General features: G+C 65.0%; 27 protein-coding genes and 1 other RNA gene. 18 read left to right on the forward strand and 10 right to left on the reverse strand.

The window, feature by feature from the left end:
• Positions 1–550: 550 nt before the first annotated feature.
• The gene (locus ACWIGM_RS03130; RefSeq protein ID WP_454024463.1) at positions 551–1,015 is read right to left on the reverse strand and encodes a MarR family winged helix-turn-helix transcriptional regulator; all 465 of its coding nucleotides are present in this window, start codon (positions 1,013–1,015) and stop codon (positions 551–553) included.
• A gap of 229 nt (positions 1,016–1,244) precedes the next feature.
• Here ACWIGM_RS03130 and ACWIGM_RS03135 point away from each other — a divergent pair, with 229 nt between their 5' ends.
• On the forward strand, positions 1,245–1,670 hold the full coding sequence (locus ACWIGM_RS03135; protein WP_454024464.1) for an organic hydroperoxide resistance protein: 426 nt from the start codon (positions 1,245–1,247) through the stop codon (positions 1,668–1,670).
• Positions 1,671–1,788: 118 nt separating this feature from the next.
• Positions 1,789–2,742, forward strand: coding sequence for an MBL fold metallo-hydrolase (locus tag ACWIGM_RS03140; protein WP_454024465.1), 954 nt, complete (start codon positions 1,789–1,791; stop codon positions 2,740–2,742).
• Between the two features lie 61 nt (positions 2,743–2,803).
• Here ACWIGM_RS03140 and rnpB read toward each other — a convergent pair.
• Positions 2,804–3,193, reverse strand: an RNA gene (gene rnpB, locus ACWIGM_RS03145) — RNase P RNA component class A.
• A gap of 56 nt (positions 3,194–3,249) precedes the next feature.
• The gene (locus tag ACWIGM_RS03150) at positions 3,250–3,912 is read right to left on the reverse strand and encodes a lytic transglycosylase domain-containing protein (protein ID WP_454024466.1); all 663 of its coding nucleotides are present in this window, start codon (positions 3,910–3,912) and stop codon (positions 3,250–3,252) included.
• Between the two features lie 313 nt (positions 3,913–4,225).
• Here ACWIGM_RS03150 and ACWIGM_RS03155 point away from each other — a divergent pair, with 313 nt between their 5' ends.
• The 7 genes from ACWIGM_RS03155 to ACWIGM_RS03185 all read left to right on the forward strand — a co-directional run bounded on the left by ACWIGM_RS03155 (position 4,226) and on the right by ACWIGM_RS03185 (position 10,941).
• Positions 4,226–4,531 (forward strand): glycine zipper domain-containing protein, encoded by a 306-nt coding sequence (locus ACWIGM_RS03155; protein WP_454024467.1) that lies wholly within the window; start codon positions 4,226–4,228, stop codon positions 4,529–4,531.
• A gap of 55 nt (positions 4,532–4,586) precedes the next feature.
• Positions 4,587–5,333: a TerB family tellurite resistance protein gene (locus tag ACWIGM_RS03160; protein ID WP_454024468.1), complete on the forward strand. Its 747-nt coding sequence runs from the start codon at positions 4,587–4,589 to the stop codon at positions 5,331–5,333.
• Complete coding sequence (locus tag ACWIGM_RS03165; protein WP_454024469.1) at positions 5,330–6,118, forward strand: N-acetylmuramoyl-L-alanine amidase; 789 nt, start codon at positions 5,330–5,332, stop codon at positions 6,116–6,118. The genes ACWIGM_RS03160 and ACWIGM_RS03165 overlap by 4 nt, the downstream gene beginning before the upstream one ends.
• Positions 6,119–6,243: 125 nt before the next feature.
• Complete coding sequence (locus tag ACWIGM_RS03170) at positions 6,244–7,914, forward strand: efflux RND transporter periplasmic adaptor subunit (protein WP_454024470.1); 1,671 nt, start codon at positions 6,244–6,246, stop codon at positions 7,912–7,914.
• A gap of 11 nt (positions 7,915–7,925) precedes the next feature.
• Complete coding sequence (locus ACWIGM_RS03175) at positions 7,926–8,675, forward strand: ABC transporter ATP-binding protein (protein ID WP_454024471.1); 750 nt, start codon at positions 7,926–7,928, stop codon at positions 8,673–8,675.
• On the forward strand, positions 8,672–9,904 hold the full coding sequence (locus ACWIGM_RS03180; protein WP_454024472.1) for an ABC transporter permease: 1,233 nt from the start codon (positions 8,672–8,674) through the stop codon (positions 9,902–9,904). Before ACWIGM_RS03175 ends, ACWIGM_RS03180 begins: the two co-directional genes overlap by 4 nt.
• An 86-nt stretch (positions 9,905–9,990) precedes the next feature.
• Complete coding sequence (locus ACWIGM_RS03185) at positions 9,991–10,941, forward strand: diguanylate cyclase domain-containing protein (RefSeq protein WP_454024473.1); 951 nt, start codon at positions 9,991–9,993, stop codon at positions 10,939–10,941.
• A gap of 30 nt (positions 10,942–10,971) precedes the next feature.
• On the opposite strand, the gene ACWIGM_RS03190 is transcribed toward ACWIGM_RS03185, so the two are convergent.
• Complete coding sequence (locus tag ACWIGM_RS03190) at positions 10,972–11,916, reverse strand: hydrogen peroxide-inducible genes activator (RefSeq protein ID WP_454024474.1); 945 nt, start codon at positions 11,914–11,916, stop codon at positions 10,972–10,974.
• A gap of 101 nt (positions 11,917–12,017) precedes the next feature.
• On the opposite strand from ACWIGM_RS03190, the gene katG reads away from it, so the two are divergent.
• Entirely contained in the window at positions 12,018–14,195 is a 2,178-nt protein-coding gene (gene katG / locus ACWIGM_RS03195) for a catalase/peroxidase HPI (RefSeq protein WP_454024475.1), read from the forward strand.
• Positions 14,196–14,418: 223 nt separating this feature from the next.
• Complete coding sequence (locus ACWIGM_RS03200; RefSeq protein WP_454024476.1) at positions 14,419–14,748, forward strand: hypothetical protein; 330 nt, start codon at positions 14,419–14,421, stop codon at positions 14,746–14,748.
• A gap of 87 nt (positions 14,749–14,835) precedes the next feature.
• Here ACWIGM_RS03200 and ACWIGM_RS03205 read toward each other — a convergent pair whose 3' ends face one another.
• On the reverse strand, positions 14,836–15,198 hold the full coding sequence (locus ACWIGM_RS03205) for a hypothetical protein (protein ID WP_454024477.1): 363 nt from the start codon (positions 15,196–15,198) through the stop codon (positions 14,836–14,838).
• A 532-nt stretch (positions 15,199–15,730) separates the two neighbouring features.
• Between ACWIGM_RS03205 and ACWIGM_RS03210 the strand changes: the two genes are divergently transcribed.
• The 3 genes from ACWIGM_RS03210 to ACWIGM_RS03220 all read left to right on the forward strand — a co-directional run bounded on the left by ACWIGM_RS03210 (position 15,731) and on the right by ACWIGM_RS03220 (position 17,994).
• Positions 15,731–16,126, forward strand: coding sequence for a GFA family protein (locus tag ACWIGM_RS03210; RefSeq protein WP_454024478.1), 396 nt, complete (start codon positions 15,731–15,733; stop codon positions 16,124–16,126).
• Positions 16,127–16,261: 135 nt separating this feature from the next.
• Positions 16,262–16,573 (forward strand): hypothetical protein, encoded by a 312-nt coding sequence (locus ACWIGM_RS03215; protein WP_454024479.1) that lies wholly within the window; start codon positions 16,262–16,264, stop codon positions 16,571–16,573.
• Positions 16,574–17,373: 800 nt separating this feature from the next.
• Positions 17,374–17,994, forward strand: a complete 621-nt coding sequence (locus tag ACWIGM_RS03220; RefSeq protein ID WP_454024480.1) for a hypothetical protein — start codon at positions 17,374–17,376, stop codon at positions 17,992–17,994.
• A 42-nt stretch (positions 17,995–18,036) separates the two neighbouring features.
• On the opposite strand, the gene ACWIGM_RS03225 is transcribed toward ACWIGM_RS03220, so the two are convergent.
• The 4 genes from ACWIGM_RS03225 to ACWIGM_RS03240 all read right to left on the reverse strand — a co-directional run bounded on the left by ACWIGM_RS03225 (position 18,037) and on the right by ACWIGM_RS03240 (position 19,585).
• Positions 18,037–18,357 (reverse strand): hypothetical protein, encoded by a 321-nt coding sequence (locus ACWIGM_RS03225; protein WP_454024481.1) that lies wholly within the window; start codon positions 18,355–18,357, stop codon positions 18,037–18,039.
• 60 nt (positions 18,358–18,417) lie between these two features.
• Positions 18,418–18,891: a hypothetical protein gene (locus ACWIGM_RS03230; protein WP_454024482.1), complete on the reverse strand. Its 474-nt coding sequence runs from the start codon at positions 18,889–18,891 to the stop codon at positions 18,418–18,420.
• A 107-nt stretch (positions 18,892–18,998) separates the two neighbouring features.
• The gene (locus ACWIGM_RS03235; RefSeq protein ID WP_454024483.1) at positions 18,999–19,322 is read right to left on the reverse strand and encodes a hypothetical protein; all 324 of its coding nucleotides are present in this window, start codon (positions 19,320–19,322) and stop codon (positions 18,999–19,001) included.
• A 59-nt stretch (positions 19,323–19,381) separates the two neighbouring features.
• A complete protein-coding gene (locus ACWIGM_RS03240; protein WP_454024484.1) occupies positions 19,382–19,585 on the reverse strand; it encodes a hypothetical protein in 204 nt (67 codons plus the stop codon).
• A 371-nt stretch (positions 19,586–19,956) separates the two neighbouring features.
• On the opposite strand from ACWIGM_RS03240, the gene ACWIGM_RS03245 reads away from it, so the two are divergent.
• Both ACWIGM_RS03245 and ACWIGM_RS03250 read left to right on the forward strand, forming a co-directional pair.
• A complete protein-coding gene (locus ACWIGM_RS03245) occupies positions 19,957–20,277 on the forward strand; it encodes a hypothetical protein (protein WP_454024485.1) in 321 nt (106 codons plus the stop codon).
• Between the two features lie 197 nt (positions 20,278–20,474).
• Entirely contained in the window at positions 20,475–20,945 is a 471-nt protein-coding gene (locus ACWIGM_RS03250) for a VOC family protein (protein WP_454024486.1), read from the forward strand.
• Positions 20,946–20,955: 10 nt separating this feature from the next.
• Here ACWIGM_RS03250 and ACWIGM_RS03255 read toward each other — a convergent pair whose 3' ends face one another.
• The gene (locus tag ACWIGM_RS03255) at positions 20,956–21,327 is read right to left on the reverse strand and encodes a winged helix-turn-helix transcriptional regulator (protein WP_454024487.1); all 372 of its coding nucleotides are present in this window, start codon (positions 21,325–21,327) and stop codon (positions 20,956–20,958) included.
• A 124-nt stretch (positions 21,328–21,451) separates the two neighbouring features.
• Here ACWIGM_RS03255 and gstA point away from each other — a divergent pair, with 124 nt between their 5' ends.
• Positions 21,452–22,063: a glutathione transferase GstA gene (gene gstA, locus ACWIGM_RS03260; RefSeq protein ID WP_454024488.1), complete on the forward strand. Its 612-nt coding sequence runs from the start codon at positions 21,452–21,454 to the stop codon at positions 22,061–22,063.
• Positions 22,060–22,449: a nuclear transport factor 2 family protein gene (locus ACWIGM_RS03265; protein ID WP_454024489.1), complete on the forward strand. Its 390-nt coding sequence runs from the start codon at positions 22,060–22,062 to the stop codon at positions 22,447–22,449. Before gstA ends, ACWIGM_RS03265 begins: the two co-directional genes overlap by 4 nt.
• Positions 22,450–22,593 lie beyond the last annotated feature (144 nt).

Raw genomic sequence — 22,593 nt, forward strand, 5'->3', positions numbered from 1 at the left:
CTCCGGGTCGGGCTTCCAGTCGGACTGTGACTGCGCGAAGCGCACCGGCAGGGGCCGGCGATCGATACTCCCGCCGATCCCGACATGGCAGGGCCGTCAGCCAGAATCCGCGCGGCACACGGGCCCTGACTTGTTGCTTGCCTGTCGGTTTCGACGGGATGATTTGGGATAGCATGGGACAATATGGGCGTCAACGGATCCGGCGCAGCAGACGCGGTTCTGCCCGAGCCTGTGAGCATCACAGCCCGTTAAGGTTAAATATCCGTAAAGACGGGGATTTTTGGCGCGCGAACGCTGGTGGTGCCGGGTGTTTTAGCCGGCCGATCCGATCGATCTTCGGGAAAAATATTTTCGAGGCCGCTGCCCTGCCCCAACCGTCTTTCCGGGGCAGGCCGAAGGCCTGAGCCCGGAATCCAGAACCGATGCGGCCACTCACTCAAAAACGCGACTGATCGAGCGGCTTTCGAGATAGGACATCGGTTCTGGATTCCGGGCTCGCTGCTACGCAGCGCCCCGGAATGACGCTGTGCCCGCACTGCCCGGCCGGGCCCTAATCCTCAGCCGTCGCGCGGCGCAGCAGCGCTTCGCGCAAAGCCTGGACATCTCCCAGCAAACGCCCCGGCGGAACACCGCTGTCCTCGACCGCGCAGGGCACCGGATTGGGGGACTTGCCCGCCTTCTCGCGCAGGGCACGACCCGCTTCGGTCAATTCGACCAGCACCTGCCGTTCGTCCTCGCGGCCGCGCTTGCGCAGGATCAGGCCGTTCCCTTCAAGACGCTTCAGCAGCGGTGTCAGCGTGCCGGAATCGAGCATCAGCCGCTCGCCGATCGCCTTCACGCTCTGATCGTCCTGCTCCCACAGCACCAGCATGACCAGATATTGCGGATAGGTCAGCCCGAGCGCGGCCAGGAAGGGCCGGTAGGCCCGGTTGAAGGCATGGGCTGCCGAATAGACCGCAAAGCAGATCTGCTCGTCGAGCCCGCGCACCGTTGTCGCCTTTGCATCCTTCGTCATGGCCTTGCCGTCAGTTGCCCGCATCATGGCTCCCTGGGCAGGGGGAGCGATCCGATCGGATTGGAACAACCCGCCCATGAAACAGTCTCCCCTGCGATGAACTCAAGATACTCTCTCATCGCGCCGAGCGCTGCCCGTTCACGGAAAAGTGAATTGCAGGCAATTCAATTGTGCACAATCTAATTCACATCGACCACGGCGGACGAGCCGCCCAGCAAGGAGAGCAGTCATGAAGATCCTCTACACCGCCCATGGTTCCGCCACCGGTGGCCGCGAAGGCCAGGCTGCGACCGACACCGGCAACGTCAAGCTCGTCCTGAACACGCCGAAGGAGCTCGGCGGCGGCGGTGGCGAGGGCACCAATCCCGAGCAGCTCTTCGCCATGGGCTATTCCGCCTGCTTCCTCGGCGCGCTGAAGTTCGCCGCCGGCAAGGAGAGCGTGAAGATCCCGGACGACGCCCGCGTCAGCGCCGATGTCGGCATCGGCCCGCGCGACGACGGCAAGGGTTTCGGCATCGCCGTCAAGCTGACGATCTCGGCGCCCGGCATCGACAAGGCCAGGCTCGAGGACCTCGTCCAGAAGGCCCATATCGTCTGCCCCTACTCGGATGCGACCCGGGGCAATATCGACGTCCAGCTGACGGTTGCGGCCTGACGCTGCGCCACCCATCTGAGCCTCACGGCCGGGCATCCCTCCGGCCGTGAGACGATTTGGCCTGCCGCGGCAGGCCTCGTTTCCGGAAGCGTCAACCTCAAAGCCTCTGGAACATCCCATGATCGATCGCCGCCATTTCCTCACCGCGGCCGCCGCAGCCGCCCTGGCGCCTGCCCTGCCCGCACAGGCTCGCGCTCCTCAGACCGGCGCACAGGTGCCGGGCATCTATCGCCGCAAGCTCGGCGACCTCGAAATCACCGCGATCCTCGACGGCTATGTCCCGCTCGGCGCCAAATCCTTCAGCAGCGCCGAGCCGGCGACCGTCGGCCAGCTCATCGCCGGGGCCGGCCTCGACGAGAGCCTGCCGACCTCGGTCAACGCCTTCGTCGTCAACAGCAAGGACCGGACCTATCTCGTCGACACCGGCTCGGGCGCCTGGAACGCCATGGGCGACACCATGGGCCAGGCCGAAGCCAATCTCCGCGCGGCCGGAATCGAGCCCGCGCAGATCGATGCGATCATCCTGACCCACGCCCATCCCGACCATCACGAGGGGCTGCTCACGGCGCAGAAGACGGTGCGCTTCCCCAATGCCGAGCTCGTCATCCACGAGGCCGAACACGCCTTCTGGCACGATGACGGCATCCTCAGCCAGGCGCCGGCCGAGGCGAAACCATTCTTCGCCTCCGCCCGCGGCGCGCTCGCGCCTTATGCGTCCCGCACCCGCAAGGTGAAGGCCAGCGAGGTCGCTCCCGGCCTGACGCTCGAGCACGCCCCTGGCCACACGCCCGGCCACAGCATCCTGCGGCTGTCCTCCGGCAATCAGCAGTTGCTGCTCGTCGGCGACAGCATCCACAATGTCGTGCTGCAGACCGCCCAGCCCGAGATCACCTTCGTCTTCGACGCCGACGCCAGGCAGGCCGTCGCCTCGCGCCGGCGGGTGCTCGACATGGCAGCCGCCGACAGGCTGGTGATCAGCGGTGCCCATATCCCCTTCCCCGGCTTCGGCAGGGTGAGCAAGGAGGGCAATGGCTACCGCTACGCCACGGCCGAATGGAGCTACGCGCTCTGAGCGCAGCCTGCCCGAACATGAAAGGGCCGGGATTGCTCCCGGCCCTTTTCATTGCAGAAGGGATGCCAGCCGGCCTGTAAGCCGGGTTCTGGACGGCCGGAGGATCGCTCCCCCGACGTGACGGCCATTCCTCTGGGACGCACATTGCTGCGCGCCTCGAGCAACCAACCCGGACGACCAGGCCTGGAAACCGGCCCCTCGCCCTTGCGGGCGAGCATCGTCCCTATTCGGTTTTGCTCCCGGTGGGGCTTGCCATGCCGTCCCCGTTGCCGGGTCCGCGGTGCGCTCTTACCGCACCTTTTCACCCTTACCGCGTGCCGAAGCGCGCGGCGGTTCGATCTCTGTGGCGCTTTCCCTGGGGTCGCCCCCGCCGGACGTTATCCGGCACCGTGTTTCCGTGGAGCCCGGACTTTCCTCCCCCGCAAGCGGGAGCGGCCGTCCGGCCGACTGGCGGGCTCCCTCTGCGCTCTAAAGGCCTGAGCCGTCAAGCGGAGAGGGCTGGGAAACTCAGTTGCTGGCGGAAACCGTGGCGCCGCTGCCTGCGATGCTGCGCACCTTGGCGCAATAGGTGCGGTTGGCGCCGCTCATCCGGTTGGCGAGGTGGCCGCTCTGGTACTTCATCACGGTGCGGCAGGTGTCGCCGCCGGCGAGGCGGTAGGCCTGGCCGAGATACTTCATGGCGTAGCGGGCATTGGTGTCGGCATCGAGCAGGCCGGCGGCCCCACCGCTGTAGCCGACGCCGCGCGCCGTCTGGTGGCGGATCTGCATCAGCCCGTAATTGCCGGCATTCGAGGCACGCGGGTTGTAGCGGCTCTCGATGCGCACCACGGCGTCGGCCAGCGAGAACGGCACGCCATTGGCGGCGGCGTGGCGGGCGACCAGCGCACGCAGGCCTTCCGAACCAGCCGGCGCCGCCAGCGGCGTGCGCCCTTCCCGGCCCGCCCTGGCGCTCTTGGCCCGGCCCTTGCGCTCGTCCTTGGCATCGGCGGTCTCGGTCGCCTTTTGCCTGTCCTGACCCTGCCCGGCAGCTTCGGCCTGACGCCTGATTTCGGCTTCCCGCACGATGAAGGCGCGGGCATCCGTCTCGGCGTTCACCTGGGCATAAGCGGGCTGAAGAAAGGCCAGGCAAATCGCGAAGGCGGCACAGCCGCTACCAGAGATATTGTTCATGCGGGAGAGATCTCATCTATCTGTTGCAGCGCAAAACAGGGCGGCGAAATGATAGATGAATGTGACGACAATCTGTCCGATACGAACAAATTTCACTCGGATTCAGAAGTAGAATGATTACTTTAGCCTCGTTTTGATAGAAGTAATCATCATGTATTGAACGGTGGAACGATTCACCCTGCCCGACGTTGACGCAGTCATGGCGGCAGGCAAAATCATCGCCGCATTGCGACCGCAATTCCCGGTCGCAATGCAGAAAGTCGGCTTCGGCCGGAGCCGTGCCGCTAGGTACGACCCGAGAAGGGGGATCGAGATGAAGAAGTTGATCGCAATCGCGGCCGTTGGACTGGCGCTCGGCGCCTGCACGCCGCATGAGGAGCGCGTCGGCGGCGGCGCCCTGGTCGGAGGCGCGACCGGCGCCCTGATCGGCGGGCTCGCCACTGGCCGCGCCGGTGGCGCACTCGCCGGTGCCGCGATCGGCGCAGCCGGTGGTGCGATCGTCGGCTCGGCGACCTCGCCCTATCGCCGCGGCGGCTACTACTACGACGACGGCTACTATGGCGGCGGCTGCCCCTACGGCTACTACCGCGACTATTACGGCCGGCTCTATTGCCGCTGAGCCAAGGCCGTTTTAGGCAGGGGCCATGGCCGGTTCGGCCATGGCGGAGCAATCGATGACGTCGTCTTTCTGGGGGGTTTTGGGCGGCGGCGGCCTCGGCTTTGCGCTGGGCGGGCCGCTCGGCGCGCTCGTTGGCGCCCTGGCCGGGCATGTCCTGATCGACCGCGAGGGCGCGCTCTTCGGCCCTGCCCCCAAGCAACTGATCTTCACCACCGGCCTGGTCGCGCTCGCCGCCAAGATGGCGCGCGCCGACGGCGTGGTGACGCGTGACGAGATCGCCGCCTTCGAGCGCATCGTCGAGGTGCCGGAGGAGCAGAAGGCGCAGGTCGAGCGCCTGTTCGACCTCGCCAAGCAGACCAGCGCCGGCTTCGAGGCCTATGCGCAGCAGATCGCCGAGGCCTTCCGCGATGAGCCCGCCCTGCTCGAGGACGTGCTCGACGGCCTCTTCCTGATCGCCGCCGCCGACGGCGCGATCCATGAGCGCGAGCACGCCTATCTGCGTGATGTCGCGACGATCTTCGCCATCGACGAGGCCGGCTTCGCCCGCATCGAGGCGCGCCATCTGCGCCGCCGCGACGATCCCTATCTCGTGCTCGGCGCCAGCCGCGAGATGAGCGATGGCGAGTTGAAGCAGCTCCATCGCCGCCTCGTCATCGAGAACCATCCCGACCGCGAGATCGCCCGCGGCCTGCCCGAGGAAGCGGTCTGCATCGCGACCCGCCGCCTCGCCGCGATCAACGCCGCCTGGGACGCGATCGAGAAGGAACGCGGCCTCGGCCGCAAGCAGCCGGAGCCGGCGTGAGCCTTACCCTCGCACCCGACAGCCGTTTCGCCGCCAAGGTCTTCCCCTCGCCCAACCATGGCGAGCGCAAGTTCCGCGACGGCTCGACTGAGCGCCGGCCCGACACGCTGATCCTGCACTACACCGGCATGCCCGATGCCGGCGAGGCGCTGCAGTGGCTGTGCAACCCGGCCTCCCAGGTCTCCTCGCATTATTTCGTCTTCGAGAACGGCCATATCCTTCAGCTGGTGCCGGAGGCGCGCCGCGCCTGGCATGCCGGCGCCTCGCACTGGGCCGGCGAGACCGACCTCAACTCGGCATCGATCGGCATCGAGATCGCCAATCCCGGCCATCCCGGCGGCCTGCCCGATTTCCCGGAGGCACAGGTCGCCGCGACGCTGAACCTCTGCCGCGACATCTGCGAGCGCTGGAAGATCCCGCCCGAGCGCGTGCTCGCCCATTCCGACATCGCGCCTGGCCGCAAGATCGACCCCGGTGAGACATTCCCCTGGCGCCGCTTCGCCGAGGCCGGCGTCGGGCTCTGGATCGAGCCCGCACCGATCAAGGGCGGCCGCTTCTTCGCCCGCGGCGATGCCGGCCCGCCGGTCGAGGCGCTGCAGGCGATGTTCGCCATGCTCGGCTATGGCGTCTCGGTCGACGGCGTCTACGACGAGCGCTTCGAGGCCGTCGTCGCCGCGTTCCAGCGCCATTGGCGCCCGGAGAAGGTCGACGGCGTCGCCGACGGCTCGACGATCACGACGCTGCGCGACCTCCTGGCCCTGACGCAGGAAGCGCGAACCGCGTGAGCCGCCACGCCCGGCAAGCTTTCCGCAACATTGCAGCGAGTTAACTCGTCTCGCCTGCCTGAATCTGGCATGATGTGCGGCAATGGAAGGCGGGCTCTTATCCCGGCCTCGGAGGGTGAACGGACGTGCGTCTCTGGGCAATCGGTGCGGTCGTCGGCGCGGGCGCGCTGGCGGCAGGCTATTTCGCGCTGCGCCCGACCGGCGGCGCCGCCAACGACACACCCTATCGCACCGCGTCGATCGACCGCGGCCGGATCACGGCTTCCGTCCGGGCCACCGGCACGCTGACCCCGATGACCACTGTCGTGGTCGGCTCGCAGCTCTCCGGCCAGATCGTCGAGATCCTCGCCGACTACAACTCCCAGGTGAAGGCCGGCCAGATCGTCGCCCGGCTCAACAGCGACCAGATCAAGACCCGCCGCGACGCCGCCGCCGCCGATCTGCAGCAGGCCAGGGCCGACCTCGTCGTCAAGCGCGCCCAGCTCGATCGGGCCAAGGTGGCGCGGACCAAGGCGAACTCGACCGTCAACGATCTCGAGGCCCAGCGCGACCGCACCCGCGCCCAGCTCACCGACGCCAGGCGCACCTTCGATCGTCAGAACGAATTGTTCACGCGCGGCGCCGGCGCGCAGCAGGGTCTCGACAGTGCCCGCACCCAGGTCGAGATCCAGACCGCGACGCTCGCCTCGAACGAGGCGCAGATCGCCTCGCTAAAGGCCGAGATCGGCGGGCTCGACGCCGACATCGCTTTGGCGGAAGGCCAGGTCCAGTCCGGCGAGGCACTGATTGCCCAGCGCGACGCCAAGCTGAAGGACATCCTGATCGATCTGGAGCGCACCGATATCCGCTCGCCGGTGGACGGCGTCGTCGTCCAGCGCCAGGTCGATCTCGGCCAGACGGTCGCCGCCTCGCTCTCGGCGCCGGTGCTGTTCCAGATCGCGCAGGACCTGCGCACCATCGACATCTACGCCAATATCGACGAGGCCGATGTCGGCCGGCTCAAGGTCGACCAGGACGTCTCCTTCACCGTCAACGCCTATCCGAACCGCACCTTCCAGGGGAAGGTGCAGATGGTCCGCCTCGGCGCCCAGACCATTCAGAACGTCGTCACCTATACCGGCGTCGTCCGCGTCGCGAACCGCGATCTTGCTCTGCTCCCGGGCATGACCGCCAATCTCCAGATCGTCACCGACGACCGGGAGGACGTGCTGCGCGTGGCCAATGCAGCGCTGCGCTTCCGCCCGCTCGGCGGGCCGACTGCCCTGCCCGCTCCAGCGCCGGCCGAGACGGCGCAAGCAGGACGCGGCGGTGGCAGCGGCCGCGCTGCCGGCGCTTTGCGCGAGCGCATCGAGGAGGTGGTCCAGCCGACGCCCGAGCAGAAGCAGGCGATCGCCGCGATCATGGCCGAGCAGCGCACTGCTGGCCGCCAGGCCATGGCCGGCCTCTCCGAGGAGGAGCGCCGCGCCGCCTTCCGCGCCGCCCGCACCGAACTGCGTGCCAAGGTCGCCGCCGTGCTCGATCCCGAGCGCCGGGCCAAGTTCGAGGCGCTGATGCAGGAGGGCCGGCCGGCGCCGCAGAGCGATATCACGCCCGGCCGCGTCTATGTGCTCGATGGCGAGGGCCAGCCCAAGGCCGTCGCGGTCCGGCTCGGGCCGAGCGACGGCGCTTTCACGCAGATCCTGCCGGCCGCCGGCATCGCCGAGGGTACCGACGTCCTGGTCGGCGGCGGCCCGCGTAGTGCCGAGCCCGCCTCCGGCAGCCGCGGCCCCGCCCCGCGCGGCCCGCGCCTGTTCTGAGGGCTGCCGCCATGCCCCTGATCGAGGTGCGTGATCTCTCCCGGGTCTACGATCTCGATTCCGGCCGCGTCACTGCGCTCGCCGGGGTCTCGCTCGACATCGAGGCCGGCGAGCTCGTCGCGGTGATGGGCCCGTCCGGCTCCGGCAAGTCGACCTTCATGAACCTGGTCGGCTGCCTCGACCGGCCGACCGGCGGCCATTACCGGCTCGACGACGTCGCGGTCGAGACCCTGTCCAGCGACGGGCTCGCGACCTTGCGCAATCGCAAACTCGGCTTCGTCTTCCAGCAGTTCAACCTGCTGCCGCGCGTCGACGCCTGCGCCAATGTCGAATTGCCGATGGTCTATGCCGGGCTCGACGGCAAGTCGCGGCGCGAGCGGGCGCTCAATGCCCTCGCCCGCGTCGGCCTCGCCGACCGCGCCCATCACCGGCCGATGCAGCTGTCCGGTGGCCAGCAGCAGCGTGTCGCCATCGCCCGAGCGCTGGTCAACCAGCCGCGCCTGCTCCTCGCCGACGAGCCGACCGGCGCGCTCGACAGCCGCACGGCCCTCGAAATCCTCGCGCTGTTCCAGGACCTCAATCGCGAGGGCGTCACCGTCGTGCTGGTGACGCATGATGCCGAAGTCGCCCGCCATGCCCGGCGCGTCGTTCGCTTCCGCGACGGCCATGTCATCGCCGACACCCGCCAGGAGCCGGCCGACGCGCGCGCCGCACTCGCCGCGCATGACAGCGCCACCCCCGTGCCGGAGGCCGCCGAATGAGCCTCATCGAAGCCATCCGCTCCGCCCTCTCCGCCATCGGCGCCAACGCCCTGCGCTCGGCGCTGACCATGCTCGGCATCATCATCGGCGTCGCCGCCGTCATCGCCATGGTCGCGATCGGCTCGGGCGCCCGCGAGCGCGTCGACAGCCAGATCAAGTCGCTCGGCGCCAACCTCGCCATCATCCAGGCCGGCAACGTCACCCAGGGCGGCGTGCGGCTGGGAGCCGGCGCCTCCTCGACCCTGACCGACGAGGACGCAAAGGCCGTCCTGGCCGAGGTCGAGGACGTCGTCGCTTCAGCCTCGGTGATCACCACGCGGGCCCAGGCCGTCTACGCCGGCACCAACTGGTCGACGACGATCACCGCGACCGATCTCGACTTCTTCACCGCCCGCGAATGGGGTCTCGCCGAAGGCCGCCTGTTCGAGCCGGAAGAGCTGCGCCGCAGCGAGATCGTCGCCATCATCGGCCAGACCGTGGCGAAGAACCTGTTCGGCGAGAGCGATCCGCTCGGCCAGATGTTCCGCATCCGCAACGTGCCGTTCAAGGTCATCGGCGTCATGGCGGGCAAGGGCCAGTCGGCGCTCGGCCAGGACCAGGACGACGTCATCTTCGTGCCGCTCGACACCGGCCGGCGCCGCATCGTCGGGCGCAACTATGCCCGCGACCGCTCGGTCCAGACCATCATGCTCAAGTTCGCCAGCGAGGAGGCGATCAACCCCGGCATCGAACAGACCCGCGCCTTGCTGCGCCAGCGCCATCGCCTGCTGGAGGAGCAGGAAGACGACTTCACCATCCGCAACCTCACCGAGATCGCCAACACCGCGACCGCCGCCGCCAGCACCCTCTCCTGGCTGCTCGCCGCCGTCGCCGGTGTCTCCTTGCTGGTCGGCGGCATCGGCATCATGAACATCATGCTGGTCTCGGTCACCGAGCGCACCCGCGAGATCGGCCTGCGCCTCGCCGTCGGCGCCCGCCAGCGCGACGTGCTCTCGCAATTCCTGATCGAGGCGACGACGCTGGCGACCATCGGCGGCGCCGTCGGCATCGCGCTCGGCATCGGTGCCGCGACCGCGATCGCGCGCTTTGCCGGCTGGCCCTTCGTGATCTCGCCGCAGACCATCCTGGTCGCCGTCGGCGTCTCCGGTTTGATCGGCGTTTTTTTCGGCTTCTATCCGGCGCGGCAGGCCGCGCGGCTCGACCCGATCGAGGCGCTCCGGCGCGAGTGAGCTGACGCAACGGGAAGCCTTCGTTAACGGTTGCGAAACTAGCTTCAGAGGGCCGCACGAGTTGCGCGGTGTGAGGCCTTTCGCCGATGCCGCTTTCCGATGCCGAAGCCAGACGCCTCTACGACCAGGCTGCGCTGATGGCCTGCATCGGCGCCTGGGAATGCCGGCTCGCCGGCAACCAGCTGAGCTGGACCGACGGCATCTACGACCTGTTCGGCCTGCCACGCGGCTCAGCGATTCCTCGCCGGTCGATCGTCGAGCTCTACCATGACGAGTCGCGCGTCGAGATGGAGCGCCTGCGCCGCCGGCTGATCGCCAGCGGCCAGGGCTTCGTCATGGACGCGCACATCTGTACCGCCGGCGGCGCCGAGCGCTGGATGCGCCTCTCCGCCGCGGTCACGCACGAGCATGGCCGGCCTGTGCGCATCCACGGCGCCAAGCAGGACATCACCGGCGAGAAGGACATGTGGATGGGGCTGCGCCGCCTCGCCTACAGCGATCCGCTGACCGGCCTCGCCAACCGCCGCGCCTTCGAGACGCAGCTCTCGGATCTGCGCCGCCACACCGGCGACGCCAGCGCGCTCGGTCTGCTCGCCATCGTCGACCTCGACAATCTCAAGCCGATCAACGACCGCTTCGGCCATGCCGCCGGCGATGAGTGCCTGCGCCAGCTCGCCATGCGGCTGGAGACCTCGCTGAGCGATGCCACGATCATCGCCCGCATCGGCGGCGACGAATTCGGCCTCCTGCTTTGCTCGGCCGCCGGCCGCCCCTATCTGCTTCACCGGCTCGACCAGGCGCAGAAGGCTCTCGCCCGCCCGGTCACCTGGCGCGACACCAGGATCGAGGTCAGCGCCTCGATCGGCGCCACCGTCCTGCGCCCCGGCCTGCTGCACGACCCGGAGCGGCGCTTCGCCGAGGCTGACTCTGCGCTCTACGTCGCCAAGGCGGCCGGCCGCAATTGCCTGCGCCTGTTCGGCGATCCGGTGCCGGCTGTGGAGGACGCAGCAATGATGCGCGTGTCGCGGGCGATCTAGCCGGACGACGCAGGTCCCGGTCGAGCTTCGTCAGGCCGGCAGGCCGCGATCGCCGGACGATATCTCACGGCTCTGCCGCAGCCTGCCCGCCGACTGGCGAACGATCTCGGAGATCTGCAGGAGCGGCTTGGCCAGCGGGCTCGTCTTGCGCCAGACCATGCCGATGGTCCGGGACGGTTCCGGCTTCCTGAAATGGGCCACTGAGACCGAGGCCGAGCGCGTCTCGACCGCCACGGCCATTTCGGGGATCAGCGTGACCCCGAGGCCGGCATCGACCATCTGCACCAGCGTCGACAGCGAACTGGCATCGAGCAGGTCGCGCGACTGCACGGCACGCGGCTTCGTGTTGCAGAAGGACAGCGCCTGCTCGCGGAAGCAGTGCCCCTCTTCGAGCAGCAGCAAACGCATCTCGCGCAGGGCCTCGCGATCGGGCGCCGGCTTGCCCTCGTCCTCACGCGGCCGCACCAGGACGAAGCGCTCGGTGAACAGCGCGACCTCGGTCAGCGACGGCTCCGACACCGGCAGAGCGACGATCGCCATGTCGAGCCGCCCCTCGTTCAGCTCCTGGACCAGCTTCGGCGTCAGCGTCTCGCGCACATGCAGGTCGAGGCCGCCATGCAGGCGGGTGAGGTCGCCGATCAGGCCAGGCAGCAGATAGGGCGCGACCGTCGGGATCACGCCGATGCGCAGGCGCGCCAGCAACCCGTCACGCGAGGCATGCGCATAGCCTTCGAGCTCGTCGAGCGAGCGCAGGATGTCCTTCGTCCGCTGCGCGATCTCTTCGCCGAAGCTGGTCAGGCGGACCTGGCGCCTGTCCCTCTCGAACAGCTCGGCGCCGAGCTCCTCTTCCAAGGCCTTGATCTGCTGCGACAAAGCCGGCTGCGAGATCGCGCAGGCTTCCGCCGCGCGGCCGAAATGGCCGTGCCTCGTCAGCGCCTCGAAATAGCGGAGCTGCTTGAAAGTCAAGTTTGTCATAATCGCAACTTATCGTCGCGATCAGAAAATCGGAATTAAAATAATGAAATGCCTTTGCTAAGACGCAACCAGCAGCCAGCCCTGCAAGCTCGGAGAGAGACATGAACGCGAAGACTGAGGACAGCACGGGCAAATGCCCCGTCGCCCATGGCGGCGGCACCCGGCAGAACCGCGACTGGTGGCCGAGCCAGCTGCCTGTCGATCTCCTGAACCAGCACTCGGCCAAGTCCGATCCGCTCGGCCAGGCCTTCAGCTACCGCAAGGCGTTCGAGAAGCTCGACTACGAGGCGCTGAAGAACGACCTGCGCAAGCTGATGACCGATTCGCAGGACTGGTGGCCTGCGGACTTCGGCAATTACGGCCCGCAATTCGTCCGTATGTCCTGGCATGCCGCCGGCACCTATCGCCTCGCCGACGGCCGCGGCGGCGGTGGTCGCGGCCAGCAGCGCTTCGCCCCGCTCAACAGCTGGCCGGACAATGTCAACATCGACAAGTCGCGCCGCCTGCTCTGGCCGATCAAGCAGAAATACGGCCAGGCCATCTCCTGGGCTGACCTGCTGATCCTCACCGGCAACGTCGCGCTCGAGACCATGGGTTTCCGCACCTTCGGCTTCGCCGGCGGCCGCGAGGACTCTTGGGAGCCCGATCACGATGTGAGCTGGGGCACCGAGACCGCCTGGCTGACCCATCGCCCGCTCGACAAGTTCGACGCGCCGCTGAGCGCCACCGAAATGGGCCTGATCTACGTCAACCCGGAAGGGCCTGGCGCCAATGGCGACCCGATCTCGGCGGCACATTTCATCCGCGAGACCTTCGCCCGCATGGCGATGAACGACGAAGAGACCGTCGCGCTGATCGGCGGCGGCCACACCTTCGGCAAGACCCATGGCGCGGCGCCCGAGTCGCATAAGGGGCCGGATCCGGAAGGCGCCGAGCTGGAGGCGCAGGGCCTCGGCTGGGCCAGCAATTTCGGCACCGGCCACGGCGCCGACGCGGTCGGCAGCGGCATCGAGGTCACCTGGACGCAGACGCCGGCGCAGTGGAGCAATTTCTTCTTCGAGAACCTGTTCAAATATGAATGGGTCCAGACCCGCAGCCCCGGCGGTGCCATCCAGTGGGAGGCGAAGGACGCCGAGGCGGTCATTCCCGACGCCCACGACCCGTCGAAGAAGCACAAGCCGACCATGCTGACGACCGACCTGTCGCTGCGCCTGGACCCGGCCTATGAGAAGATCTCGCGCCGCTTCCTCGAGAACCCGCAGGCCTTCGCCGAGGCTTTCGCCCGCGCCTGGTTCAAGCTGACCCATCGCGATCTCGGCCCGCGCTCGCGTTATCTCGGCCCGGAAGTGCCGAAGGAAGAGCTGATCTGGCAGGACGTCGTGCCGGCCGCCGATCATCCGCTGGTCGGCAAGGCGGACGTCGCTACGCTCAAGGAGAAGATCAAGGCTTCGGGCCTTTCCGTCTCCGAGCTGGTCGGCACCGCCTGGGCCTCGGCCGCGACCTTCCGCGGCGGCGACAAGCGCGGCGGCGCCAATGGCGCCCGTATCCGCCTCGCGCCCCAGAAGGACTGGGAGGTCAACCAGCCGGCCCAGCTCGCCAAGGTGATCGAGGTCCTCGACGGCATTCGCCGCCAGTTCAACAAGGAGGCCGATGGCGACCAGAAGGTCTCGCTGGCCGATCTGATCGTGCTCGCCGGCAATGTCGGCGTCGAGCAGGCGGCCAAGGCCGCCGGCCACGCGGTCGAGGTGCCGTTCACCGCGGGCCGCACCGACGCGAAGCAGGAGCAGACCGAGGTCCATTCCTTCGCGGTGATGGAGCCGGTGCTCGATGGCTTCCGCAACTACCAGAAGGCTGGGGCCAAGGTGCCGGCCGAGGTGGCGCTGATCGACCGCGCCCAGCTGCTGACCCTGACCGCCCCCGAGCTGACGGTGCTGATCGGCGGCCTGCGCGCCATCGACATCAATGCCGACGGCTCCAAGCACGGCATCCTGACCAACCGGCCGGGCGCGCTGACGAACGACTTCTTCGTCAACCTGCTCGACATGGGCACCCAGTGGAAGGCGATCTCCGAGGCCAAGGACGTGTTCGAGGGCACCGACCGCAAGACCGGCGCCGCCAAATGGACCGGCACCCGCGTCGATCTCGTCTTCGGCTCGAACTCGATCCTGCGCGCTTTGGCCGAGGTCTATGCCAGCACCGACGCCAAGGAGAAGTTCGTCAAGGACTTCGTCGCGGCCTGGACCAAGGTGATGAACCTCGACCGCTTCGACGTCGCCTGATCAGGAAACGCCCGGCCGCCGTCAACGTGGCGGCCGGGCATTGGCCTGTTACCGGGCGGCCGCGATAGTCTGGGCTTGTTCGACGATCCGGTGGGAGCACTGCGGCTGGTGTCAGCGCAGAAGTCCTGCGTGCAGTCTGGAGCCAGGAGTTGCCGGTCAGAACGGTAGCTTTCGACCTGTTGCGGGCGTTGCGCTGGATGACGCTGCGTGTTGTCTTGATGGCATGATCGTCGAGACGCACATCGACCCGACCGGAAGCCTGGTTCTCGCAGTCGATCGAGCCGACGAAGGGCTGATCTCGATCGGCTTCCAGGGGTTCGAGTGGCATACCCACCCCGAGCTCCTGGTGGGCGAATACGGCCCGACCGCAGCGTTGGCACTGGAAGCATTCAAGCGCGCGCTCATGGGCGACGAGCTCGTGATTGCTATCGTTCGGCGTGACCATCGCATGGTCGACGTGTCTGTGTCAGACGAACCGCCGTTCGTGTCCGAAGGCGAGACGTTGGAGCAGCGCTACTGGAGCGGGCGGCTTTGGTCACAAAAAGCGTTGTGATTGAACGTCCGCTCCCGACCTATTGCGGACACCCGCCAAGCCTGCGTTCTATCCATTCGGCAAGGGTGTTGACGGCACGAACTGGGTTCAACGCAGAGGTGAAGAATCGCGCGCAATTCTCGGATCCGGGTCCCCCCTGAGAAATCGTCCAGCAGCCTCTAGGATTAGCCGCTTGGCTATCTCATGCTCCATGAAATTCGCGCCATAGGGGCCCTCGCCATATGGCTCTTCGTATTCCCATTCGGGGAGATCGGCCGGATCGTCGCCGCCAATAGCCAATAACCAATAATTGTGCTTAGCTTTAAAGTAGAATTGTGATCCGTTGATAGTTCCTGTTGCTTGAACCATACTCCACCCGTCAATTTCAGCTATTTCAATACCGGGAGCGAGTGAGATATTCTCCTCTCTGAATTTCTGCAATTTGGCCTCCGACGCTTTAGCATATCTCATCTCTGCTTCCGGCCTGTTTTCAAAAGTTGCGGAAGCTGGGTGGTTAAGCCGGGCACTCCGCACAAAATCGGGCCCTCGGGGTGCGAAGCGGCTTTCCGCACGAATGGCAGGGTGGACCGAAATCGCTTGCCCGATGATGCCAGATTGCGTTGATATTTGTTTCCCGGAAGCCCGTTAGCTCGAAATATCGCTGCAATACGCCAGGTTCATAAACTCGCCGCCGAGCTTCTAATAGATCGACCTCTGGGTGGCGACTACGGTATTCTTTTACGTCTTCAATCGACGTCATGAGAAGCGGATGGATTTCCGCCCATTCGCGTTCGTCGAGCATGGGGATGTCCTGCCGACATCGCCAGCAATAGAGCACCTTTGGCATCCAGTTATCACTCCGCGCGCAGTCTGGTGCTGGCGGGCCTGCGACCCAAATCAGACAATCGCAATGTCCGTTTCCGACCCATAGCGGACGCCCTTGTGAACGTCACAACCCCGATGCCATGCTTCCCGACTAGACGCCTGCGGGAGTGAATCGAGGATGCACAGCGGCTCATGCCTTTGTGGTGCGGTCACCTTGACCGTGGCTGGCAGTCTGCCAAATCCCAACTTCTGCCATTGCCGGAAATGCCGCAAGCACTCGGGCCACCACTTCGCGTCCACTGATGTGCCCAGGACTGCCTTGACGATTGTCGGCGAGGAGAAGCTGACGTGGTTTCAGTCGTCGGAGAACGTCCGACGCGGCTTCTGCTCGACATGCAGATCGTCTCTGTTCTGGGATCGGTCGGATCGGGACTGGATCGCCGTGGCAATGGGTGCTTTCGACGGACCGACAGAGACCGCTGCAGATTTGCATATCTACGTCGCCGACAAGGGGGACTACTACGAGATCGCAGACGGCCTGCCGCAATACGACACCGTCCCACCACGCGACTGAGGTGTTGAGGCGGACGTCCGCCTCCAGCCCGTTCCGGACTTACGCAGCCGCTATGCCGTGCCAGGAAAGCACGCCGCCTTCACCGGGCATTTACACGATCGAGCCCAAATGATGTCATTCGGCGGAGTGATTGCAATGATGGCCGCATTCTTCAGAGCATTGCTGGTTGCGTCAGCTGCGCTTTATTCCTTCAACGCAACTGCAATTTATGCTGGGATTTACCCGTGGAGCGGAAAAATAGATCCTAATGATATCTATATCTACAAGATCTCTGGCCAGATTCTCTGGGCAGTAATATTTGCGCTCATTGCAGAGAGGATAAGCATCGCCGGTGTTGAGGGAATGCCGAGAAAGGCAACGATGCTTGCCTGTGCCTTCTTCAGCGTCTCCGGACTTGCGACCGCGCTTATCCTTATGAGCGACCGCGGGCGATCAGTGACTGGATAGCCCCTTCCAACAGATGCCTATTGGCGGTGCTTATGCGACCTCATGATGCGTCACGCTACTACTCCCTGCTGCTGACAACGTTGCTGGTTGCAGGCTTCGCATTGACAACGGCCTGCCTTCTGCTGGCGTACTTTGATGAACTGCCGCCATTCTGGCGCCCGTTTGGGCATCTGGGATTGGCTACGGTTCTTGGGGTGCAGTTTGTTTCGTGGGCCGCGAATATCCCCCTAGTCACACTGCAGGGTAGGACTGTATTTCCCGCCACGAGATTGCCAGCTCTCCTTTGCGGCGTGGCCGCAGCCCTATCGCTTGTTAATTTTCTCTGGCGTCTGCTCTCACCGTAATGCCTGCTTCCGACCCGTAAGCGACATGGCCATTCATGGATCAGTAGGCGCTGTAACCTATATCCAGCACGGGAACTCACTCAGGACCAACCTTGATTGAATCGATCTTAGGCTTCTTCGCCCGGCTGGTTTGGTTGTCATTGACCCTATGGCTAGGCTATTGGACGGGGCGCGCAACAATACAGGCCCTATCGCTTGGTCGCTTGGATGTCGCTGAGTATGGGAACTACAATCAGAATCCCTTCAAGCTGTGCTGGTATCGCGGCGGGCGGCCTGTCGTTTCATTCCTGGCAGCGATCGCTTTGGGGCAATTCCTCTGGTTCGGGCTCTTCTTCGGCATCGTGACCTATCTCTCACGCGGTTAGGCCGCTGCATCCGGTTCCGAGCTGTAGCTGACCTCGCCATCAGCACGCTATCAGCACCTTTTCTTAAAATGCCTGATGCTATCGCGCTCATATGTACGGGCGCTATGGGATCGTTGATTTGGGCGCAGCGGCATCGACGCTGGCACTCCTGACCGCAGTCGTCATGTTCTCAGGACCGTTTGCCTTCGAAACGGTCCTTCTGACGATGGCAATCTGGCCAGCCTTCGCTGATTCAATGCGTCAGCATAAAGTACCAGCAGTAATTTTATCGATATCTCTCGGTGCGATTTCTCTGTCCGAGTGGGGCCATATTATCCGAGATTGGTCGGTGTTCGGGACGCTGGGCGTCCCGACAAGGTTTGCGAGCGGCCAACTCGATGCATTCCAAAATATTGCCTATGCAGCCCAGTTCGGAATTGTCGCATGCACTCCAAGCCTCAAATTCTCCTACAACGAGGAACGACAAAAAAAGGGAGCAGCCGAACAAATTCTCTGCGCCGCAGCATTGATTTTTCCCTTGAGCGCTGCGGTTAAGTGGAGTCACTTCGTACACTTGCTGCCGATCTCAGATCAGACAAACAGGTGGGGAATCCGAATTTTCGGCCCGCCAAATAATGAGATGACCACCCTCCTGCTGATGGGTTGCACCGTAGCGGGAGGATTGGCTCTCGGCGGCGCTGCAAGTGTCTTTAGGAACAGAGCTGAAAGTTGAAGAGGATTCTGACCCACAGTAGACAGGATCCTTTTGCGCCGATCAGCCTGACACCCGATCGATGATTTGCTGCAAGATGTGTCGCAACTCGAATTGACTGGCTGAGTATGTCTCGATCTCACCAAATGACGAGTACGGAGAGACATTAAAGCCATCTTCAATGTCGTTATACCAAATCACGGACTTGCCGAGTATAGCGACAACCCAGAAGCCTCCACCGAGATCGCCGTAGGGTTTGAGCGCCCATTTGACCGGCGCGATGGCAATGCACCTCCAGATGTGTAGCTGGCCTGCCGACAGCTGAGCCTCAGCGGCCCTGATCCCATCGCAAATGAAATGCTCGGTAGCCGGCGCCCAGTCCATCTTTTCCTCCGAAGCCGGCATCTGTCAGCTTCCGACCCATAGCTGACGTGAGCCGAGGTACTACGAGGTCACCTCGATCAACACGTCAGGCAGCCAGAATATGCTGTCGGTTTGGCTCTTGATTGCTGCTGCCAACTTGGGCCGCGTGACGGATAAAATGTTCTCCTCAACCGGCTGAGGACTATCGCTGATGTAGAGCACGTAAGGCGCAGACCATTCCGCGATTATCTCTGCGAGCCCCTGCGCAAACGCGCCGAACGCTTCATCACTGAGTTCATCGGTGATGCCAGCATCGGCAACCAGCCACTCTGGCAACAGGTCCAGGTGAAGTGCGAAAGCTGAGTCAGTCAGCGCGTAGATAAATGACCATGTCGGCCATCGATTGAAGGCACCGCGGAGCCCCAAGTAGTATTCGTTATCTCTTGGAAGCTCGCGAAGCCAAATGCTGTAATTTTCTCTCTCTACCAGAAGGCCGGTCGCCGGGTCGCGCAACGGCAAAGGAACCGGTGAACAAACGAGAATATGTGCACTCACAGGCCAGCACCTCAATCCTCCCAACCGCACATCATATGCGAGGCTCTCCCGGTAGCAACGGCTCCTGCCGACAGCTGACGTCAGAGTCGGCTCGCGACCCATTGCGGTCACTCGTCAGCTGACGGCCTGGTCAATTCGATCGTGTCGGTAAATGTCAGCGACAGCATCGCTCGCTGCGAGCCCGGCATTGCCTTGAGGATCAAATGCGCTAGCCGGCCGGTCGACGGCATTAGCGTATCAAATTTGATCGTCTCCTTGTCAAATTCGACGCCGGAGACCTCAAACTTCTCTCCATCGTTGGCATCTGCGGCGGTGACCTTGAGCCCACTACCGTCGACAGCGATCTCATATTCCGCGCTGTTGTAATCGTCTTCCGATCGCCATCGGCCGAGGAGTGCAGTGGGAAAGTGCAGGAAAATTACGTTGCTCATGTCAGCCTTATCCGCTGAACGAGTTAAGATCGGCTTCCGACCCTAAGCAGAAATATACCTTACATTGAGTCTTTCGACCCTTTTTTATCTACGGCATCAGCGCCTGCCCGCTCCCTCCAATCTTTAAAATAGAGGAAGAGATCGACAGTTTGGGCGGCAATCAGCACGATGAACAAGTGCAACCAGAATTCGCCGCCTAGGTAGCGAGCGACATAGTAGCTGGCGAATGGCATCACTGCAGCAATGGACAGCTTAACGAACATTGCTGCTCCAGTTCAGCTCAGCGCTAATGTAGCCACGGAATTGCGTTTTCCAAAGCCGCTCTACCCTTAGCCGCCGTTCACGGCTTCACACAGCCGCGCCGCGACCACTGTCACGACAGCCCCCGCACGAAGCTCGCCTGATCGCGGGCCTGTAGCACCACCTGCCGTTGCCCTCCCCGGCCAGCACCGCAACCTTTCGGCAACCTTCTTGATGCACCTCTTCGCCGGCGGGGCAGCTTCGCCTGACCGCGCTTGTGCGTGCCGAAGCGGCCGTCTGGCCCCGCGCTTGCTGAACGCGAGCCAACAAACCCGTTCAGGTGGTGTTGCAGTTGCGACAGCGATTATCGCCTCGACACATCAGGAGACCCCACATGCGACATCTACTGATCGCAGCCGCCCTGCTCATCGGCTCCGCCACGGCGGCCAGCGCCGCGCCTGCGACCCTGCACGACGGCGCGCTTGCGCCCACGATCGCGCAGCAGCTCGACAAGCTCCCGGCCGAGTTCACCGCCAGCGACGCCAAGCTGCGGCGGATGCAGATGATCCAGGACAATGTCGACCGCCAGCGCTATTACGACCGCCGCTACGGTCGCGGTGACGGCTACGGTTACGGCCGCGGCTATGGCTATGGCCGCCGCTATGGCGGGCCGCCGCCTTACGGCTATCGCCGCCCCTATTACGACCGCTGGTGACGAGGCAGCGGCCCCGCCGGACAGGCGGGGCCGCTCCAGCATTCGGCCTGTGAACAGTGGCTCGTTCCGGGCGGCCTTTGCCCCCGACGAGGTGCCGTCGAGAAAAATCACCGCCCCCTGTCGGAACCCGCGCCCCTTCTTCGTCCTTGAAGCATCAGGCCATCATCCGGCCTGACGACGCAGCAAGGAGCATGGCGATGAAGGTCATCCAGAATCTCTGGTTCGATAAGGACATGGAGGCGGCGCTCAGCCTCTACACCTCGCTGATCCCGAACTCCGCGCTGGAATGGAGCGGCGCCCTGCCGGCGGAATCGCCGAGCGGACCGGCCGGCAGCGTCAAGATCGCCACCTTCACCATCGACGGCCAGCGCTACCAGGCCTTCGAGGCCCACCGCTCCGACGCCTTCAACCACACCTTCTCGATCATGATCGAATGCGAGACGCAGGCCGAGGTCGACCGGCTCTGGAACGCGCTCGGCGAAGGCGGCAAATTCGAGCAGTGCGGCTGGCTCAAGGATCGCTGGGGCCTGTCCTGGCAGATCACGCCCAAGCGCCTGGGCGAGCTCGTCCGCGATCCCGACCGCGCCAAGGCCAAGCGCGTCACCGAGGCCATGCTGACAATGGTCAAGCTCGACATCGCCGGGCTGGAAGCTGCGGCGAAAGGCTGAGTCCCGGCTCTCAGGCCGCTTGCGCCTGCGCTCGCGCCACGGCCTGTGCCTTCAGCTTGGCGCCGACCTCGGCGATCGCAAGGATCGCCGGCACATATTCCTGCCCCAGCTCGGTCAGGGCGTATTCGGTCGAGGGCGGCGTGGTCGGCACGACCTTGCGCTGAACGACGCCCTTCTCTTCCAGCGCCCGCAGGCGCGCGCTCAGCATCTTGGCCGAGATCACCGGCATGTCGCGCCTGAGCTCGCCGAAACGGCGCGGCCCGCCTGACAGGAACCAGATCACGTTCGGCGTCCAGGCCCCGCCGAGCACCTGCATGCAGGCGCCGACATTGCAGGTCTCCGGCTGCGTCGCCGCGCGGTTCTTCCTGAGTTTCAAGGCCATTGCGGTCAGCCCTCCGGTTACCGGGAGGATACCGGAAAACGCAGTTACGACAAGTTACCCCGTATACAGAGGTAACTGCTTGCGCCTAGCTCTCCGCTATTCGTCAACGCGGAGAGACAACTCCATGAAGCTCTACTACGCCCCGGGTGCCTGCTCGCTCTCGCCCCATATCGCCCTGCGCGAGGCCGGCCTGCCGGTCACCCTCGAAAAGGTCGATCTTGTCGCCGGCAAGACCGAGACCGGCGCCGACTATGCCGCCGTCAATCCGAAGGGCTATGTCCCGGCTCTGCAATTCGAAGACGGCACCGTGCTGACCGAAGGCGCGGTCATCGCCCGTTATATCGCCGATCTTAGCCCCGATGCCGGCCTGGCGCCCAGGCCCGGCAGCTTCGAGCGCTTCCGGCTGGAAGAGGTCATGAACTTCATCGGCAGCGAGTTGCATAAGGCCTACACCCCGCTCTTCCTCCCCGACACTACCGAGGACGGCAAGACGGCGGCGCGGGCCCGCGTCGCCAAAAGACTCGCCCATATCGAGGGCATCCTGGCCGATGGCCGTAAGCATCTCCTCGGCGAGCCTTTCACCGTCGCCGACGCCTACCTCTTCGCCATCGTCAACTGGTCGGACAGCCGCGGCGTCCCGCTCGACGCCTTCCCGAAGCTGCGCGCCTTCATGGCGCGGATCGGCGCCCGCGCCAGCGTGCAGCAGGCGATGCGGGCCGAGGGGCTGCTCCAGTGAGCGCCGATCCGGGCTTCGCCGAGATCGTCGCGGCGCTCGGCGACTATTTCGACGGGCTCCATCACAGCGACGCCGACAGGCTCGGCCAGCTTTTCCACCCGCAGGCGATCTACGCCTGCGGCACGGGAGGCAGCCTGACCCATCTCACCATGGCGGAGTATTTGCCCATGGTGGCGAAGCGGCCGTCTCCGGCGAGCCGTGGCGAGGCCCGTCACGATCGCACCCTCTCGATCGAATTCGCCGGGCCGGTCACGGCGCTGGCCCGCGTAGAATGCACCATCGGGCCGAAGCGCTTCACCGACCTGCTGAGCTTCATCAGGCTCGATGGGCGCTGGCGCCTGATCGCCAAGGTCTTCCATTTCGACCTCGATCAGGCGGCCGCCTGACCAGCCGAAAGCCTGGCCGCCGGCGAATATTGCCGCCGGCGGCAGGCATTGAGGCGGCTCACTGCAATCATGACGCACAGTCACCCGAATGTCGTACGACCTGCCTAGGACTCCGTTAGCCAGGTGGGGAAACCGGCACGGAGC

The organism is Allobosea sp. NPDC055332, assembly GCF_053645455.1.